The sequence below is a fragment of the Polyangium sp. 15x6 genome, assembly GCF_029960785.1.
Lineage (GTDB): Bacteria > Myxococcota_A > Polyangia > Polyangiales > Polyangiaceae > Polyangium.
In genome coordinates this window covers 36,211-52,488 of record NZ_JASBQE010000088.1, presented here as the reverse complement: position 1 = coordinate 52,488, position 16,278 = coordinate 36,211, and the positions used below count along the sequence as shown (strand labels likewise).

General features: G+C 69.4%; 14 protein-coding genes. 11 read left to right on the top strand and 3 right to left on the bottom strand.

Annotated features, from left to right (window positions below; translation table 11 throughout):
- The 3 genes from QHF83_RS40775 to QHF83_RS40765 all read left to right on the top strand — a co-directional run.
- On the top strand, positions 1-709 hold a 709-nt coding region (locus tag QHF83_RS40775; protein ID WP_282423493.1), incomplete at its 5' end, for an outer membrane lipoprotein carrier protein LolA.
- Positions 710-713: 4 nt separating this feature from the next.
- A complete protein-coding gene (locus tag QHF83_RS40770) occupies positions 714-2,405 on the top strand; it encodes a class I SAM-dependent methyltransferase (RefSeq protein WP_282423492.1) in 1,692 nt (563 codons plus the stop codon).
- A complete protein-coding gene (locus QHF83_RS40765) occupies positions 2,406-3,608 on the top strand; it encodes a multidrug effflux MFS transporter (RefSeq protein WP_282423491.1) in 1,203 nt (400 codons plus the stop codon).
- Positions 3,609-3,611: 3 nt separating this feature from the next.
- Here the strand turns inward: QHF83_RS40765 and QHF83_RS40760 are convergent, their stop codons facing one another.
- On the bottom strand, positions 3,612-7,454 hold the full coding sequence (locus QHF83_RS40760; RefSeq protein WP_282423490.1) for an NACHT domain-containing protein: 3,843 nt from the start codon (positions 7,452-7,454) through the stop codon (positions 3,612-3,614).
- A gap of 659 nt (positions 7,455-8,113) precedes the next feature.
- Between QHF83_RS40760 and QHF83_RS40755 the strand changes: the two genes are divergently transcribed.
- Genes QHF83_RS40755 through QHF83_RS40745 form a run of 3 tightly spaced genes read left to right on the top strand, consistent with a single transcriptional unit; the run spans position 8,114 to position 10,182 of the window.
- On the top strand, positions 8,114-8,374 hold the full coding sequence (locus tag QHF83_RS40755; RefSeq protein WP_282423489.1) for a hypothetical protein: 261 nt from the start codon (positions 8,114-8,116) through the stop codon (positions 8,372-8,374).
- Between the two features lie 10 nt (positions 8,375-8,384).
- The gene (locus QHF83_RS40750) at positions 8,385-8,945 is read left to right on the top strand and encodes a hypothetical protein (RefSeq protein WP_282423488.1); all 561 of its coding nucleotides are present in this window, start codon (positions 8,385-8,387) and stop codon (positions 8,943-8,945) included.
- Between the two features lie 10 nt (positions 8,946-8,955).
- The gene (locus QHF83_RS40745) at positions 8,956-10,182 is read left to right on the top strand and encodes a hypothetical protein (protein ID WP_282423487.1); all 1,227 of its coding nucleotides are present in this window, start codon (positions 8,956-8,958) and stop codon (positions 10,180-10,182) included.
- 3 nt (positions 10,183-10,185) lie between these two features.
- Here the strand turns inward: QHF83_RS40745 and QHF83_RS40740 are convergent, their stop codons facing one another.
- Positions 10,186-11,079 carry a hypothetical protein gene (locus tag QHF83_RS40740; protein ID WP_282423486.1) on the bottom strand — a complete coding sequence of 298 codons (894 nt, stop codon included), beginning with the start codon at positions 11,077-11,079 and terminating at the stop codon, positions 10,186-10,188.
- A gap of 107 nt (positions 11,080-11,186) precedes the next feature.
- Here QHF83_RS40740 and QHF83_RS40735 point away from each other — a divergent pair, with 107 nt between their 5' ends.
- The 4 genes from QHF83_RS40735 (at position 11,187) to QHF83_RS40720 (ending at position 14,776) form a co-directional block, all read left to right on the top strand.
- A complete protein-coding gene (locus tag QHF83_RS40735; protein ID WP_282423485.1) occupies positions 11,187-12,704 on the top strand; it encodes a sigma-70 family RNA polymerase sigma factor in 1,518 nt (505 codons plus the stop codon).
- A 33-nt stretch (positions 12,705-12,737) separates the two neighbouring features.
- Complete coding sequence (locus QHF83_RS40730; RefSeq protein WP_282423484.1) at positions 12,738-13,424, top strand: hypothetical protein; 687 nt, start codon at positions 12,738-12,740, stop codon at positions 13,422-13,424.
- A 585-nt stretch (positions 13,425-14,009) separates the two neighbouring features.
- Positions 14,010-14,381 carry a hypothetical protein gene (locus QHF83_RS40725; protein WP_282423483.1) on the top strand — a complete coding sequence of 124 codons (372 nt, stop codon included), beginning with the start codon at positions 14,010-14,012 and terminating at the stop codon, positions 14,379-14,381.
- 23 nt (positions 14,382-14,404) lie between these two features.
- Positions 14,405-14,776, top strand: a complete 372-nt coding sequence (locus QHF83_RS40720) for a hypothetical protein (protein ID WP_282423482.1) — start codon at positions 14,405-14,407, stop codon at positions 14,774-14,776.
- 3 nt (positions 14,777-14,779) lie between these two features.
- Here QHF83_RS40720 and QHF83_RS40715 read toward each other — a convergent pair whose 3' ends face one another.
- Positions 14,780-15,289 carry a hypothetical protein gene (locus tag QHF83_RS40715; protein WP_282423481.1) on the bottom strand — a complete coding sequence of 170 codons (510 nt, stop codon included), beginning with the start codon at positions 15,287-15,289 and terminating at the stop codon, positions 14,780-14,782.
- A gap of 59 nt (positions 15,290-15,348) precedes the next feature.
- Between QHF83_RS40715 and prs the strand changes: the two genes are divergently transcribed.
- Positions 15,349-16,275, top strand: a complete 927-nt coding sequence (prs, locus tag QHF83_RS40710) for a ribose-phosphate diphosphokinase (protein ID WP_282423480.1) — start codon at positions 15,349-15,351, stop codon at positions 16,273-16,275.
- Positions 16,276-16,278 lie beyond the last annotated feature (3 nt).

Genomic DNA, 16,278 nt, shown 5'->3' with positions numbered 1-16,278 from the left:
GCGCCCGACCGCGACCGCGTCCGCCGCCGCACCGCCCGCTACCGCCTCCGCCGCCGCGCCGCCCACCACCGCCTCCGCCGCCGCCGCGCCCGCACCGACGGCCGCGCCTGCGCCTGGCTCGGCCGACGCCGTGGCCGTGTCGATCGATCAGGTCTTCCTCGACAAGAAGACCTTCTTCGCGAAGTTCAAGCAGGAGCACACGCAAAAGGTGGCGGGCACGACGAAGAAATCGACCGGCGTCTTTTATTTCGAGCGGCCGAACAAGATCTCCTTCCGGTACGACCTGCCGAGCAAGAATCGCATCGTCTCCGACGGCACGTCGCTCAAGGTGTACATCGGCGAGGACAACCAGATGTTCGTGCAGCCCGTGGACAAGACCGAGTACCCCGGCGCCCTCGCCTTCTTGATGGGCAAGGGGCTCGGGCCCTCGTTCAACTTCTCGTTCCACGACAAATCCAAGTTCGAGGGCGGCCCCGTCCTGCTCGGGAAACCCCGGCAAGCGACGCCCCATTACGACTCCGTGTATTTCTACGTGGACAAGGCGCTCCTGGAGAAGAAGGATCCAGGCGTCATCCGCCGCGTCATGCTCGTCGACGCCCAGGGCAACCGAAACCGCTTCGATTTCGAGGGCTCGACGCAACCCGCCACGATCGACCCCGCCGAGTTCACCTTCACCCCTCCGCCGGGCACCAACGTGACCCAGAATTGAAGCCGTGCCGCTCGACCTCTGGCCGCTCTCCCCGCCGGGCCGTCTGATCCACGAGGACCGAGACCTCGTCGCCATCGACAAGCCCCCGTTCATCCCGACCCACGCGCCCGAGCGCAGCGACGACGTCCATCGCCGCCTCACGGCCTATTACGAGGCCATGCAGCCGGGCGCGCCCGTCTATCTCGGCGTCCACCAGCGCCTCGAACGAGATACGTCGGGCGTGCTCGTCTTCACGCGCCGCCGCGAGGCGAACCGATCCATCGCCGAGCAAATCGAGCGCCGCCGCGCGCGCCGCACTTACGTCGCGCTCGTCCGCGGCACGCCGGGCATGCTCGGCCGCGGCAAGGGGCCGGACAGGGGCGTCTTGCGGCATCGGCTCGCGCCGGGCGACGGCGGCCATCGCGTCTTGCCGCCCTCGGCGCGGGCGGGCCAGCCGTCCACCGTGCTCTTCCGCGTCCTCGACAGGCACGGCGATCGCACGCTCCTCGCGCTCACGCCCGAGGTCGGTTGTCCCGTGGATCTGCCTGCCCAGCTCGGCGCCGAGCAGGCCCCGATCGTGGGCGACGTGGCGCGCGGCGGCGATCCGGCCCCTCGGCTCGCCTTGCACCTCGAAGAGCTCGTCCTCGACCACCCGGAAGGCGGCCGCCCGCTCACGCTCCGCGCCCCCCTACCCGTCTTCTTTTCGGATTTTCTCGAAGGGAAACAAGGGCTCTCCGACGTCGACGCCATCGAGCGCCGCCTGCGCGAGGCCGCCGAGCGCCGCGCGTGGATCGCGCGCCTCCCCGGCACGGACGCGTTCCGCCTCGCGAATGCCGCGGGCGACGGATTGCCCGGCGTCACGGTGGATCGATACGGGGATTTCCTCGTCGTCTCGCTTTACGACGAGGACGCCGAGGCCGCGCGGGAGCGTATCCTCGACGCGGCCTTCCGGCTCGGCGCGACGGGCATCTACCTCAAGATCCGCCCGAAACACGCGAGCCGCATCGTCGACGCGCGCGAGCCGCAGTTCGCCCCGAAGGACCCTGTCCGCGGCGCGCCCGCGCCCGACCCGCTGATCGTGCACGAGCTCGGCGTGCCGTACGAGGTGCGGCTCGGCGACGGTCTGTCCACGGGGATCTTCCTGGACCAAAGGGAAAACCGTCGCCGCGTGCGGGAAATGGCCTCGGGTTTGTCGGTCGCGAACCTCTTCGCCTACACGTGCCCCTTCACGGTCGCGGCTGCCGCGGGCGGGGCGCGGCGGACGGTGAGCGTGGACGTGTCGCGCGGCGCGCTCGAATGGGCGCGGCGCAACCTCGACCGGATCGGCGCGGATCCCGCGGCGCACGTGCTCGTCGAGGCGGACGCGATCAAATGGCTGGAGAAGAGCGCGGCCAAGGAAGGACCGTTCGACCTCGTGATCCTCGACCCGCCGAGCTTCGCGACCACGAAGCAGACACGTTTCTCTGCGGAGAGCGATTACAAGAAGCTCGCGGCGAGCGCCCTCCGCGTGCTCGCGCCGGGCGGACGTCTCCTCGCGTGCACGAATCACAAGGGGATCCCGCGCGCCAAGTTCAAGCGTGTCCTGCAGGACGCCGCGCGCGACGCGGGGCGGGGCGCGGCGCAGGTGAAGGAGTGGCCCGATCCCGAGGATTTCCCGCCGGAGCCGGGCGCGGAGGCCCATTTGAAGACGGTGCTCGTGACGCTCGAGAAGAGTTGAATGGCGACCTCCCTCCCCTCCGACGATCACCTCTCCCACCGTGATCGCCCGGGCCTGCTCGCGCTCATCCTCGGCGCGCTCGCGGCGCTCGGGCCGCTCACGATCGACATGTACTTGCCGAGCTTGCCCTCGATCGAGCGGGATCTCGGCACCACCGCCTCGATGACGCAGCTCACGCTCGCGTCGTATTTCGCGGGGCTCGGCATCGGCCAGCTCGGGTATGGACCGATCACGGATCGGTTCGGCCGCAAGCGCCCGCTCTATTTCGGGCTCACGCTGTACGTGCTCGCGTCGGCCGGATGCGCGCTCGCGCCGAATGCAAAGGCGCTCATCGCGCTCCGGTTCCTGCAAGCGCTGGGCGGCGCCGCCGGACCCGTCGTCATGCGAGCGGTGGTCCGGGATCTTTACGTGGGCGCCGCGGCAGCTCGGCTGCTCTCCATGCTCATCCTGGTCATGGGCGCGGCGCCCATCCTGGCGCCGCTCCTCGGCGGCATCACCCTGGAAGTCGCGGGCTGGCGGACCATTTTCGTCGTGCTCACCGTGCTCGGCGCCGCCTGCCTCGCGCTGATGGCCGCGGCGTTGCCCGAGACCTCGACCACGCGGACGCGCATCGAGGTCCCGTCCCTCGCCCGCAACGTCCGCGCGCTCCTTGGGCACCGCTCCTTCGTCGCATACACGCTCACGGGCGCGTTCTCGCAGGCGGGCATGTTCGCGTACATCTCGGGCTCGCCCTTCGTCCTCATCAACCTCTTCCACGTCTCGCCGCAGCGGTACGGGTGGTTTTTCGGGGCGAACGCGGCCGGGTTCATCGCCGCGTCCCAGGTCAACCACAAGCTCCTCGCGCGCTTCGCGCCGGGCCGGCTCCTCGCGCGCGGGACGGCCGCGGCGGCGACGGTGGGCGTGGGCCTCTGCGCCATTGCGGTGACCGGGGTCGGGGGTTTGCCCGCGGTGGCCGCGATGCTGTTCGGATTCCTGGCGAGCATCGGCTTCATCGGGCCCAACGCGACCGCGCTCGCGATGGAGGAGCAAGGGGCCCGGGCGGGCCTCGCCTCCGCCCTGCTCGGGTCGATTCAATTCGGCATCGCGGCCTGCGCGTCGTCGCTCGTGGGCCTCCTGAACGACGGCTCGATGCGCCCGATGGCGGGCGTCATGGCCGCCTGCGGCGCGGCCTCCCTCCTCGCTGGCTTTCTCGCCAGGCGTTGACGCTCAATCGAAGTCGACCTCGAGCTCGTCCGGCATGTCCACGAGCCACGGCAATCGGGCGATCCCCGCCTCGTCGCAGAGCTCGTCGAGCTCGACCTCGGTCCCGTCGTCGAGCACGAGGTCCCCGCGCACGTAATAACGAAGCCCCCAGGAGAGCGGTTTTTCGCGGCTCTCCGGGTGCTCGGCGAGCTCGCACAAAAGCTTCCGGTCCTCGGGCGTCGACACGCGCGCCACGTGCCGCGCGAGCGCCGGCCAGAGCGGATCGAGCCCCTCGGGCAGCTCCGCGAGCGCGCGGCGGAAGGGCATCGATTCCGAGCGCGGGCGCAACGAGAGGCGACAGGCCTCGTGAAACAGGCGCAAGAGCGGATCCTTCGGCTCCGAGAACGCGAGCACCGCGCGTGTCCCGGCTCGACCGATCCCCGCGAGCTCCGCGGCCGCGAAATCGAGCGTCCACGGCTCCTCGGGCAATTCGAGCTCGTGCGCCCAGACCCAGGCCATGTCGAGCACCCAGTCTTGCGCCCAGTCCCGCGCCCAGTAGCGCGACAGATCGAACGCCCAGTCCCGCGCGAGGTCCCTCGTCCAGTACCGCGCCAGATACCGCGCCCAGTACCGCGCCAGATCGAGCGCGAAATCACGCGCCCATTCCCGCGCCCACGAGCGCGACAGATCCATCGCCCAATCCCGCGCGAGGTCGAGCGCCCACGTCCGCACCCAGTCGTCGTGCGCGGCATCCTTCGCCCACGACCGCGCCAGATACCGCGCCATGTACCGCGCCAGATCCCGCTCCTCCCGCTCCGGCACGAGCGCCCGCCGGGCCGCGCGCCCGAGGTGCTCGCGCTTGCCGCCGAGCGAGATCAACGTCTGCAGCCGCGCCGCCGCGAGCCCCCGCGGACCCGGCCACAAATGCAATAATGAAAGCTCCGGCGGATCCCCCGGCCAAACGGGGCTCGATCCGCCGAGCGCCCGACCGCGCGCCACGCCTTGCCCCTCGCCCGCCGCGGAGAGCAATCGCGACATCGCCGGCGGCTCCGCCTCCTCGCGCCCGAGCCGCGCCTCCTGCCACCATGACGCCGCGATGACCCCGGGCAGCCATCGCGCCTGCGACGCCACCTCCGGCCACGCCGCCGCGAGCCGCTGCCGCCGCCCCTCCTGCCGGCTCGCCGCCCACGCCCGCGCCGCCGCGAACCCGCGCACCTGCTCGTGCACGTGGAAATGGGCCGAGAGCCGCGCGCACCACGCCTCGAAATGCCCCTCGCCGAGCCCGTCCGCGAACATCACGCCCGCGAGCCAGAACCCGTCCGCGTTCCCCTCGATGAGATTTTCCAGCACCGCCGCGAGATGCTCGGGATTCCGGTCCTCCACGACCGCCGCCCAGAGCCGGAGCGTCTCCCAGAACGCGAGATCGTGCAAATACCGCCGGCAAAGCGCGACCCGCGCCTCCGCGCCCTCCACCACCGCGGCCCAGTGGTGCGCCACGAGGTATTCCTGGAAGCTCAGGTGCGCAAACGAAAAGGTCCCGTCGGCGCGATCCACGAGCACCCCCGCCGAGGAGACCAGCCACGCGATGAATCCGCGGCGCTCCTCGTGCGAAAAGCGCGACGGCAAGAGCGCGCAGAGCTCGTCCTCCGTGCGCACGATCGGGCTCCGGCTCTGCTCGCGATAGCCATCGCGCTGCACCCGATCGGCGAGCTCCGCGAGCACGCGCATCCGCTCGGCCGCATCCTCGGGCCGGAACATCGCCGAGGGCGCCCGCGCCCCCTCCGCCTCCTTCGCGCGCGGCCGCGCCGAAAGCAGGTTGTCCAGGCACACGCGGTAGAGCTCGTGCCGTTTGTCCGGGAGCGGCCTCGACCGGTGCACGAAGAGCATCATCACGAGCAGGAGCGCCGTCCGCGCGAGGGCGCAGGCCTCGGCGCTCGACGCGAGGGCCGAGACGAAGCGCTCGCTCGCCACGCGGGCGGACACCTCGTCCTCGCCGTGCACGCGCCCGTGGAAGCGCGCCGCGAACGCCCGGATTTCCTCGTCCGAGAGCGGCTGCACGTCGAGCACGTCGAACCCCTCGGCGCCCGCAGGCCGGCTCTCGCCATAAGGACGGCTCGTCACGACCGCGAGCACGCGCGGCCACGTGCCGAGCAGGCCCATCAATTTCTCGCGCACCTCGTCGCCGAGATCGCCGAGCTCGTCCCAGCCGTCGACGAGCAGGATCGGCCGCGGCCCCGTGGGATCGTCGAAGAGCGCGGCGAGCGTCTTTCGTTCGTCGCGCCCGCGCACCTCGGCGAGCCGGCCCGCGAGATAGGCTTCGAGCGTCCGCTCGCTCGGCGCCGCCCGCTCCCATGCGCGCCCGAGCTCGCGGAGCTCGATCAGAAACGGCACGCAGGTCTTTCCGCCCTCTGCGAGCAGCTTGCGAAAGCAATGGCGCAGGATCGTGGTCTTGCCGCAGCCGGCCGGCCCTCGAATGACGAGCGCCGCAGCGCGCGTGGCGAGCGCGAACGGATCGAGCGGCGCGCCGTCGTCGAGCCGGTCCGGGTCCGTGTTCGTCCCGAGCCTCGGCGGCACGAACATCTCGTCGAGCCGCGCCGAGACGGGCGGCCCTCCCCCGCTCGGCTGCGTCACGCCCACGCCGCCGAGGTCCCAGCGCACATAACGCGCGCTGAAGCGCCGGCGATAGGCCTCGACGAACGCCGACACCTCGACCGCCTCGGACGACGCCGCGACCAGTTTTTCTTCGCCAAACCCTTTTGGCACGTACAGATCGAGCGTGGCGCCGCGCGGGCTCGCGGGATCGACCGCGAACGTGCCCGGCTCGACCTGCCCCTCGGCGCGGGCGCGGGGCGCGTAGATCCGCAGGATCGACCGCGCTTGCCGTCGGGTCGGATCGAGCTCCAGGAGGTGCACCATGGCCGGCTGGCTCTCGGGCAACTTCCCCGGCGATAGCCCCCAGCTCCCGGACGAGAGCACGAGCGTGTGCCCTTTTTCCCCGCGCCGGAAAGGGAATGCGTGGGCGTCGGCGCCGTGGTGATGACCGTGCAGGACCACGGAGACACGCGCGTCCTCGGTGACGGCGCGCAGATGCTCCTTGCCCTCGAAGCCGGCGGCGTCGGCGGCGAAATGCTCGATCGTCTCGGGCTTGAGCGGCCCGGGGTGGCCGCGCAGCCATTCCACCCAGCTCTCCACGGCCTCGGGCACGGGCGTGATGGGATTATGGTGCACGGCGAGGATCGACATCCACGACGGGGGCAAGCCGCGCAGATGATCGAGCAGCCGCTGAGCTTGCGCCTCGCCGAACGATCCGCCCTGCCGCGCGTGCGACTCGCGCTCGCAGGAGTTCAGGGCGGCGACGGCGATCCCGCCGTCCGGCATGGCGAAATGGTGGACGACGGCGCCGTGGCCGATCGAGGTCACGTTCGGCAGCTCGGCGCGCGGGCGCCCGTGGAACGCCGCGACGAACCCTTCGAAGCGCGCGAGGCGCACGAGGGCGAGCCGCCGTTCGAGCTCGGCATCGTCGAACCCCTCGTCTTCTTGCTCGATCTGGACCTTGCGTGTCTCGGCCCAGGAAACGTCGTGATTTCCCGGGACGAACACGAATCGATCCCGCGGGACGCGAAGGAGCGCGTCGAGGTGCCCAAAAAACCCGAGCGCGGCCTCGTATTCGTTCTTGCGCGCCGCCTCGGCGATGTCGCCCGTGACCACGACGAGCCCCACGCCCTGCCGAATGCCGAGCTCCTCACGCGCGGCGTCGATCGCGGCGGCGAAGCGCGAAGCGAGCCGCTCGCCGTCCTGGCCCCCGAAGCGACCATGCGGGCCGAAATGCAGGTCCGAGAGGTGGAGGACGAGGAGCGGAAAGGACACGGCGAGGGGAGGATACCGGAAGCGAGGCGCGGCATGAAGACCCCACGCGCGAGGCCGCCGCGCCGGGGCTCTGCCCCGGACCCCGCGGGGGCTATCCGCCCCTCGACCCGGACCAGCGCAAGCGCTGGACTCGGGGTGGAAGAACTGCGCGATGCGCAGTTCTTCCAACGGGCCCGTTGGAAGACCAGGGATAGCGTTGCCGATCGGAAGGTCAGCGCGGCGGTCTTGCTCGGCAGGCGTCTTTCCTCGGCCTGTTCGATGAACTGCGCGAAGCGCAGTTCATCGACCCCGGGTCCAGCGCTTGCGCTGGTCCGGGTCCAGGGGCGGACAGCCCCGGTGGGGCCTGGGGCAACGCCCCAGCGAAACGGCTTCGACATGAGACCGAGGCGCGGGGGGCCGGCCGGGAGGCAAGCGGGCGCTCCGGGCGGTGCCGTCGTGTGGGAGTTTGTCGGAGGATCCGGGGGACGTACAGAAACGGATTGCGGAGGTGGGTTTTTCCGGGTACGGGTTTGACCTGGAACATGCCTCGGTCATCACCCTCTGCACGGTTTCCGCTGTACCTCACGGCCTTCTCCTTCGTCGCGCCGCTCCTCGTGTCCGCTGCATGCGCACCGAGCCGCGAGGAGGAGGCGGGCCTCCGCGAGCCGAGAAAGGTCGCTATGACGTTCGGCCCTCACCTGCGCCTGCCCGACGAAGCGCGTCTTTGCAAGAGTCGGCTGGGCGTCCACCGGTGTCCGAAGGACTTGCCCCTCCGCGGGATCTACCCCGTCGAGCCCCTGCGGAACGCGTCGTGTCTGTACGAGCCAAACGGCCCGCCGATCGCGGAGCTCGACGAGAATGGCGTACCGCAGAGCGAGTACACGCTGTGTTGCACCCTGACCTACTACGGAGCGGACAGGCGTGACGCCTGTTCGCGTTGACGGTGCCATCATGGAACAAAAGCAACAGCCACCTCCGCGTGCGAGAAGTAGCGGACCTTCTGCGTGGTTCGTCTTCTGGGTCGAGTTCGTCGGCGGCACGCTGATATTCGTCGCGTGCATCCTCGGCGTCGTGAACGTGTTCGCGACGACGATCGAGGTCGATCGGTTGGCGAGCGAAACCGCCTGCATGGGGCAGCCTCGCGGGTGCGAGGCGATGCCGATGAAGTGGGAGCGAGTGCCTTGGGCGCACACGCTCCAGGTCAACACGACGGGCGGCACGGTCGACGTCCGTTGCAGCCGCGCGTATGTGCTCCTCGGCGCCTGGTCTTGCGAGGCGCTGAACGCGTTGCCCGAGCCGCCCGTCGCGCCCAGCGCGAGTGCGAGCACGAGCGCGAGCGCGAGCGCCGCGCCCTTCGCCTCGTCGGCGAAGACTCCACCCCGATCCGGCAAGACCATCGTCGTCCGGATTCCGCCGACTTCGTCCGGATCGGCCGCGCCGCGTACGGGCAAGTCGGAGCTTCAGGTGGTCCGGGATCTCGGTGGGAAACCTCCGGCGGAGTCAACACAGTAGGGAGACGAGCATGCGACCTGTTCTTCGTTTCGGCTTGCTCCTTGCGCTCGGTGGGACGATCGCGGGGATCGCCTTCCTCGGCTGCAACGCTGAGTGGGAGCTTCAACAGTACGGCTGCCCCGAGGACGCGAATCGCGACCCGCGTTGCTGTCCGTGCGCTTTTCCCGAGTTGTGCCCGGACCCGGACAACCCGGGGTTCACCAAGCCCAGGCCCATCCCCTGGGATTGCCCGAACGCATGCGACGGCCCGCCGCCGCTGCCGCCGAGGTGCTCGGATGGGGGCACGGACGGAGGCGAAGAGGATGGCGGCATGTCGCTCTGTGCGGGCGACGCCTGCGTTCCCGAGGCCCCCAAAGACTGGAGACACGCGGCCTTTTTCTCCGACTGGCGCGAGCCGCCGGCGTGCCCGGCCAACACGCCCATCCTCGCGTTCGAGGGCACGCCTGCGCCTCCTCCTCTTCCTTGTGGCGAGTGCTCGTGCGACGAGCCCGAGGGGACGTGCACGCTGCCGGAGACGTGGACCGTCAGCTCGGCGGCCTGCGCAGATCCCGGCGGAGGTGTCAAGACAAACTTCGATCCGCCGACAAACTGGGACGGCACCTGCAATCAGGACAAAGCGATCCCCTCCGCAACACTTTGCGGCGGCGTGCCGTGCGTCCGGTCGATCACCGTCTCGCCTCCGGTGATCGCGGAGCAGCCCTGCAAGGCACATACAAAAGGAGAGCCAGAGCAGGAGATCCCAAAGTTCTGGAACGGTGGACCGGAAACACCCCTCGGTCGGGTGTGCACGAGCGCCGAACCCTGGCCGAGCTGCCCGGGGCAAACCGGGAAGTTCTGCGGGCCGGCCGGTGACGACTACTCCTCTTGTATCTTCCAGGAGGGGGAGCACCTCTGCCCCGAGGGGTGGACCGGGGAGCGGCACGTCCTCTACGGCGTGGTGAAGGACGAGCGCGAGTGCTCGGCTTGCTCCTGCGGGGCGCCGACCGGCGGGACGTGCAAGGTGAAGTACCGCGTCTTCGGGGAGTCCGCATGCATGGCGGAAACGTTCTCGAACGATGTCTTCACCGGGATGGTTGCGCCGTGCACCGACGTCATGCCCGGCACGCAGCTCAGCGAGAAAACCGCCGAGCTCCTCAACTATACGAAGGGCACCTGCATCCCGAACGGCGGGGACGTCATCGGCGAACTGACCCTTGACAAACCCATAACGGTATGCTGCCCGGCGGCCACGACATGATGGCTACTCGATAGAAAACACGAGGGACCCTCCGCCGCTCATGTGAAGCGGCAGCGACGGGAAGATGCCGTACCAGCTCGTGAGTGGCGCCTCGACGGCTCCGCGGATACCCACCCCGAAAAACCCGCTGTACGCTGGCTCGTAGTCTTCGCGGTTCCACACCTGGACGCGCGCTGCGCCGCCCATCAGGATGCCGCACCCGAGCAGCCAGTGCCGCTTCAGGCACCCCGCGACAGAGACGGACATCGTCTGAACATCGAACGCGGTGGCACCTACCGGCCGCGTCTCCAGCAGCGGGAGCCACCTCGCATCCACCTCCCCGACGAACGCCCCGCGCTCGATCCCGAACAGCAACCGTGGCCCCACCACGATCTCCGGCGCGAGGTTGTACACGACCGACGCCCCGCCCCCCAGGAAGTACCTTCGCGGGACGACGCTCGGCACCGGTGCCGGCCGCTCGGGCTCTCGGGCTGGCTTGGGCGGCGGTGAGGGCGGCGGCGGCGCGCTCGGGGGACACGGCGGGGGCGGTGGTTCCTCCGGCGTTGCCACCGTCCCTGTCGCGCGCATGAGCTTCGCCGCGTCGATCGCCGTCCAGTAGAGCACCTCGAAGCACTCGGTCGTGAGCTCGTACACGTGGTGATCCGTGGCGAGCACCTGCCCGGCCTCGTCCTTGACGGTGAGGTCCGTCGTCTTGTCTCCGTTCGGCGCACGCCGCACCTGCACGACGAGCGTGCGAGACGTCGGCGAGTCGAAGACCGTGAACGGCACCCGCTCGACGAGCAGCGCCTTGAACGTGAGGGCCTCGTCGCAGCGCGGCAGCGACCGATCCCCCTCGAACACCAGCCGGTGATGGAGCAGCTCGTCGGCCCGGGCGGGCGACGCTGCGATCCAAACCACGATCGCCGTCGCCCCGCACGCAACACGAGCCCGGAGGTTCGGGGAAAATATCGCGAACCCTCTTCGAATTTTTTCGGACCAAAGCCCCTCTCCTGGGATTTACAGACATGCAGGCAGAGCACCGCCCCCCCGCTCCCCCGACAACCTCGACGGACACCGTCGAGGATCCGACGGCGCCGCGCGCGGGCGCCGGCGAGGCGCTCGGAATCTCGGCGGTGGATATCGCGCACCACATCGCGCAGATGCGGAGCGTCGCGCGTCGATGCGGGGCATATCGTGATCATGTCGCCGACCTCGTCAATGATGCATTTGTGGTCGCCTGTCGCAAGCCGAAATCGAGGCGCCCGGATCCAGCGAATCGCGAGGAGATGGGCAAGTGGATTTGTTCCATCACGAAAAACATCACGCTCCGCCACCTGCGCAAACAGCAGAACGCGCCCGACATCGTCCCCGAGCGGGAGGCGCTGGAGAACGCGCCCGACGCGGGAGGCGCGTCCTTCTTCCTGGAGGAGCATTCGAGGCTCGCGATTGCGTTCGGACGGCTCGACGACATGCAACGTCACCTGATCGTCGAGCACGTGATCCACGACCGGAGAATTCGCGACCTCGCCGCCGAACAGGAAATGGCCCCGAGCACGGTCCATTCGCGTATCTCCGCGGCGCTGCGGTCGATGCGCAAACGCCTCGCGCAGCTCGACGAGGTGCGGCCCGGCCGCCGGACCTTTGCCCTCGTGCCCTTCCTGCTCGTCGCCCTGTTCGCGCGCGCGGCGCGCGCGCGGCTCGGGGCCGCGTGGCGACGCCTCGTCCGATGGGCCCATCGCGCGCCTACGCGGGCGCTCCTCGGTATGGGCGCGGCGGCTTTCGTGCTCTCGTCCACGCCCTCCCTTCATCCCCATGCGATGCCCGGATCGCCCCCCCGCGCTCGCGTGCGCCCCCGCGGTCGATCCCATACCGCCGGTTCACGACGGCGAGACCGTCGAAATCGCGCGGGTCCCGGCGCTCCTCCTTTCGGCGCCTCCCCTTCCGCCGAGGGCGCCCGAGGCCCACGTGAACCACGCAATGCCGGCGCCGCGCAAGGGGCGCTCGGCGCTGGCTCTTTATGCGGAGAACGCCATGAAACCCGCGGCGCCCGCCGCGCCGGGGGCGACGCTGTCGCGCCCGGGATCGTCGCCCGAGCGAGGGGGAATCGAAACACCATGAGCAACGAGCGAATTGCGAAATTGGACCCCAGGTTCACGACGGCATACGCCCGCCGGAGCGACGGCGTCCTTTATGTGAGCTCGTTTTTCTGGACCGAGCAGGAGAGCCGGGCGACGGCGACCATCTTTCATGCCCTGACGCGCCGTGAAACCGAGAAATTCCACGCCGATCCTGCGATGCGGGAGAAGGTCGGGCTTTACCTCGTCGGCAGTGATCATCGCCTTTATGTCACCGCGGACAAGATCAAGAGCACGCACGGCCGACATGCCTTCCATGGCGTGCCGGCCGGCGACCCGCTCACGGCGCTCCTCATCGAGGAAGTCCACAAGCACGCCGCCGAGATCGTGAGCTTGTCGCTGCTCGAGCTACGCGCTGCAACGCCACGCGCGCGGCGGCCGAGACGCGTGGGCCCCCTTCCCACTTGACACGTCCCCTGCCGCATCGGTTACGTTCCCCACATGGCTACACATCTACGCCCGAACACATCCGCCCAGCCTGCCGCCGACACCTGCGCCGCGATCGCCGACGGCCTCGCGAGCGACGAAGCCACGAAGCACCTCGCGCCCCTGTGGGAATCGCTCACGGCCAAGGGCGACGCGCTCGCGGCGGAGCGCCGCAAGCTGGAGCGCTCCCTCGGCCGCGCGCGGGCGCGGCTCGCGGTCGCGGATGCACAATGGGATCCGGAGGTCGCGGCATTTGGCAGGGACGTCGTCGACAAGACGGGCGGCCGCCGGGATGCGGCGCCCTATACGCGGTTTTTCAAGGACGTCTCGCCGTCGGCGGCGCAGGATTTCGGGGTCGATCGCGAGGTGAAGCAGGGCCGTGAATGGACCGACGAGCTCGGGCGGAACCCGGACGAGCCCCTCGCGTTGAAATGGTCACCGCGGCTCGGGGCGGTGACGGACAAGCTCGACGGGGCCGCGAAGGAGCGCGCGAATGGGCTGCGCGCGCTGGCCTTGCAGGGTACGTCGGAGGAGCTTTACGTGGAGGACATCAACCTGGAGCTCGATCGCCTCGAAGGCGACCTGAAGAAGTTGTTCCCGGGGCAGCCGAAGCGGGTCGCGGCCTTCCTGGAACCGACGCGGGCGAGGCGGAAGCGGGCTGCGGGGGACGGCGACGACGCGGAGAGCGGCGACGGTTCGTGAGGTAGATCGCGCAATAGAGGTGATCCGGACCTGGATCGAGGTGGTTGCGTGGCGCGCGGAGGTGACTCCAGGGGGGGAGCGCGCCGGTTGCGCGAGGCGCGAGGGGCGATCCGGGTCGGGAAACAGGTTGTCGCGCGGGGCGCGAGGGCGGATCCGCGTCGGGAGTGCGCCCGCTCCGCGGAGCGACGGGGCGGATCCAGGCGGGGATCGTGGCGGTTGCGCGGGGCGCGAGGGGCGATCCAGGCGGGGAAAGCGGTTGACGCTCCGGCTGAGGGCCGGCAGGCTGCGGGAGGTATCTGCCTCGGGCGGGGTTCGAACCATGCGCGTGCTTCCGGTGATGGTCCTGCTTGCAAGCTTGCTGGCGGCTTGTGGTGGTGGGTCGAGCGTAACGGTAACCGTGTGCTCGGACCCGCTGAAGTGCAACGAGTATACCTCTCTTTGTCACAACAGTTGCGATCACCTGACTACCCGCTCTGCTTGCCACGATTGTTGCAACGAGATGCGCAGGAGGTGCCTCGACTGCGCGCCCAGAGAAGAAATAAGCTTCGGTAGCTGCGACAAACGCCTCCAACACGGGAATTGACCATGCGACTTTCGTTCCTCATGATTGCCGCCCTCATCCTGGCCTCCTGCAGGCGCGCGGAACCCTCCGAGGTCACGGTCGAGCTCGATAAGGTGTCGCGCGTGAATGGCTGCAATGTCTTGTTGGGCGAGGTTACCATCAAGCCGGACGCCGGGTTCTTCACATGGGCCTGTGACGTGCCCGAATCGGCCCCGAACTGGTGGGGAGAGGGTTCCCAGCCCCCGCCCGCCACGATCTTGGAGGGTGACTGCGTTCGCCTCGACCAGACGTACTACTGCGTGGAGGACATCAACCCGGAGGACCTGTCGGTCACGCTCAAGGCGACCTACAAGCCCATCGACAGCAGCTACGACCAGCTCCGGCCGATCCGCTGACGTCCTGCCGCAACCGAGGAGCCATGCGAAGCTTTCTCTACATGTTCGTGGCCCTCGCGCTCGCTTCGTGCGGGCGCGGCGAGCCCTCCGAGGTTACGGTCGAACTCGATAAGTCCACGCGCGTGAATGGTTGCAATGTCTGGCTACGCAGCGTCACCATCAAGCCGGACTCTGCGTGGATGGCATGGGCCTGTGGTGTACCCGAATCGGCCCCGAATTGGTGGGGCAAGGGCTTCGAGCCCCCGGCTTCCACGATCTTGGAGGGTGACTGCGTTCGCCTCGACCAGACGTACTACTGCGTGAAGGACATCAACCCGGAGAACCTGTCGGCCACGCTCGTGGCGACCTACAAGCCCCTCGACAGCAGCTACGACCACCTCCGCCCCATCCGCTGACCCTCAAAAAGCCCCCCGCACCACCACCCCGCCAAACCCCGCCGAAACCACCGGCACCACCGCGATCCCCCTCCCCGCCCCCTTCTTCTCCGCCGCCATCACGCTCGTCGCGACCAAATAAGTCCCCGCAAGCGCCGCCCCCACGTGCAGCCCATACATCACGTATTGCAGCGTGTTGTACGTATTCCCCCGCGCACACGTCTCCCGGATGACCCCCGCCCCCGGATCCGCCGACGTCTCCGCCGCCACGCACACGTTTTGCTCCTGCGTGAACTGCGCCGCGAACACGCTCGTTCGAATCGCCTCGTTCGCCTCGTGCACCTGATACGTCGACAGAATCCCGAACCCAAGCGACACCGCCGACACACCGAGCGCGCTCATCCCCACGACGAACCGTCCATCCCAGCCCGCCGGCGCGGGCTCGTCCGCGCGCGCTACGCCGGGGACGAAGATCAGCGTGACGAGCGTGACGAGGGCGGACGCGACCGGGCCGAGCAACGCGATTTTTCTCATGAACTCCTCCTTCGAGACGTGACAACGGCGCCAAGATGGGCGAGGAGAACCCGGGTTCCATGGCAAGAAAGCTCCTCTTCACGATCTCCTCGTACGCCTACCTCGAGCCCCGTTTCCTCGCGGCAGGCGAGCTCGATCGCGGCGAGATCGTGCACAAGACCTTCCCCGACGGCGAGCGGTACCTCCGCGTCGCCGAGGACCCGTGGGGCCGCGACGTCGTGCTGCTCGGCGGCACCCCCACCGACCTCGACTGGCTCGAGCTCTACGACCTCGGCTGCGCCATCAGCACCGGCGGCGCCCGCTCCCTCTCCATCGTCATGCCGTATTTCGGCTACGCCACCATGGAGCGCGCCGTCCTGCCCGGCGAGGTCGTCACGGCCAAGACCCGCGCCCGCCTCGTCTCGGCCATCCCCCCCTGCGAGGGCGGCACGCGCGTCTACCTCTTCGACCTCCACACCGACGGCATCCCCTACTACTTCGGCGACAGCCACGTCACGCACCACCTCTACGGCGCGTCCCTCGTCACGAAGCTCATCCAGCGCACGATGGACGGCCGCTCGTACCTGCTCGGCGCCACCGACGCCGGCCGCGCCAAGTGGGTCCAGAGCCTCGCGCGCGACCTCGATGTCGAGCCCGCGTTCGTCTACAAACGCCGCGATCCCGAGACCGGCAAGCTCGCCGTCACCGGCGTCAACGCCGACGTCCGCGGCCGCGAGGTCGTCATCTACGACGACATGATCCGCACGGGATCCTCGCTCATCCAGGCCGCCGCGGCCTACCTCGCGGCCGGCGCCACGCGCTGCCACGCCGTCGCGAGCCACCTCGTCCTGCCGGCCGGCGCGCTCGAAAAACTCCGCGCGAGCGGCATGTTCGAGCACATCCTCGGCACCGACTCGCACCCCGGCAGCCAGCAGCTCGCGCCCTCCGCCATCGAGTCCGTCGCGCCGCTCTTCGTCCGCGCGATCGAGCGGACGTACCGCATCTGACGG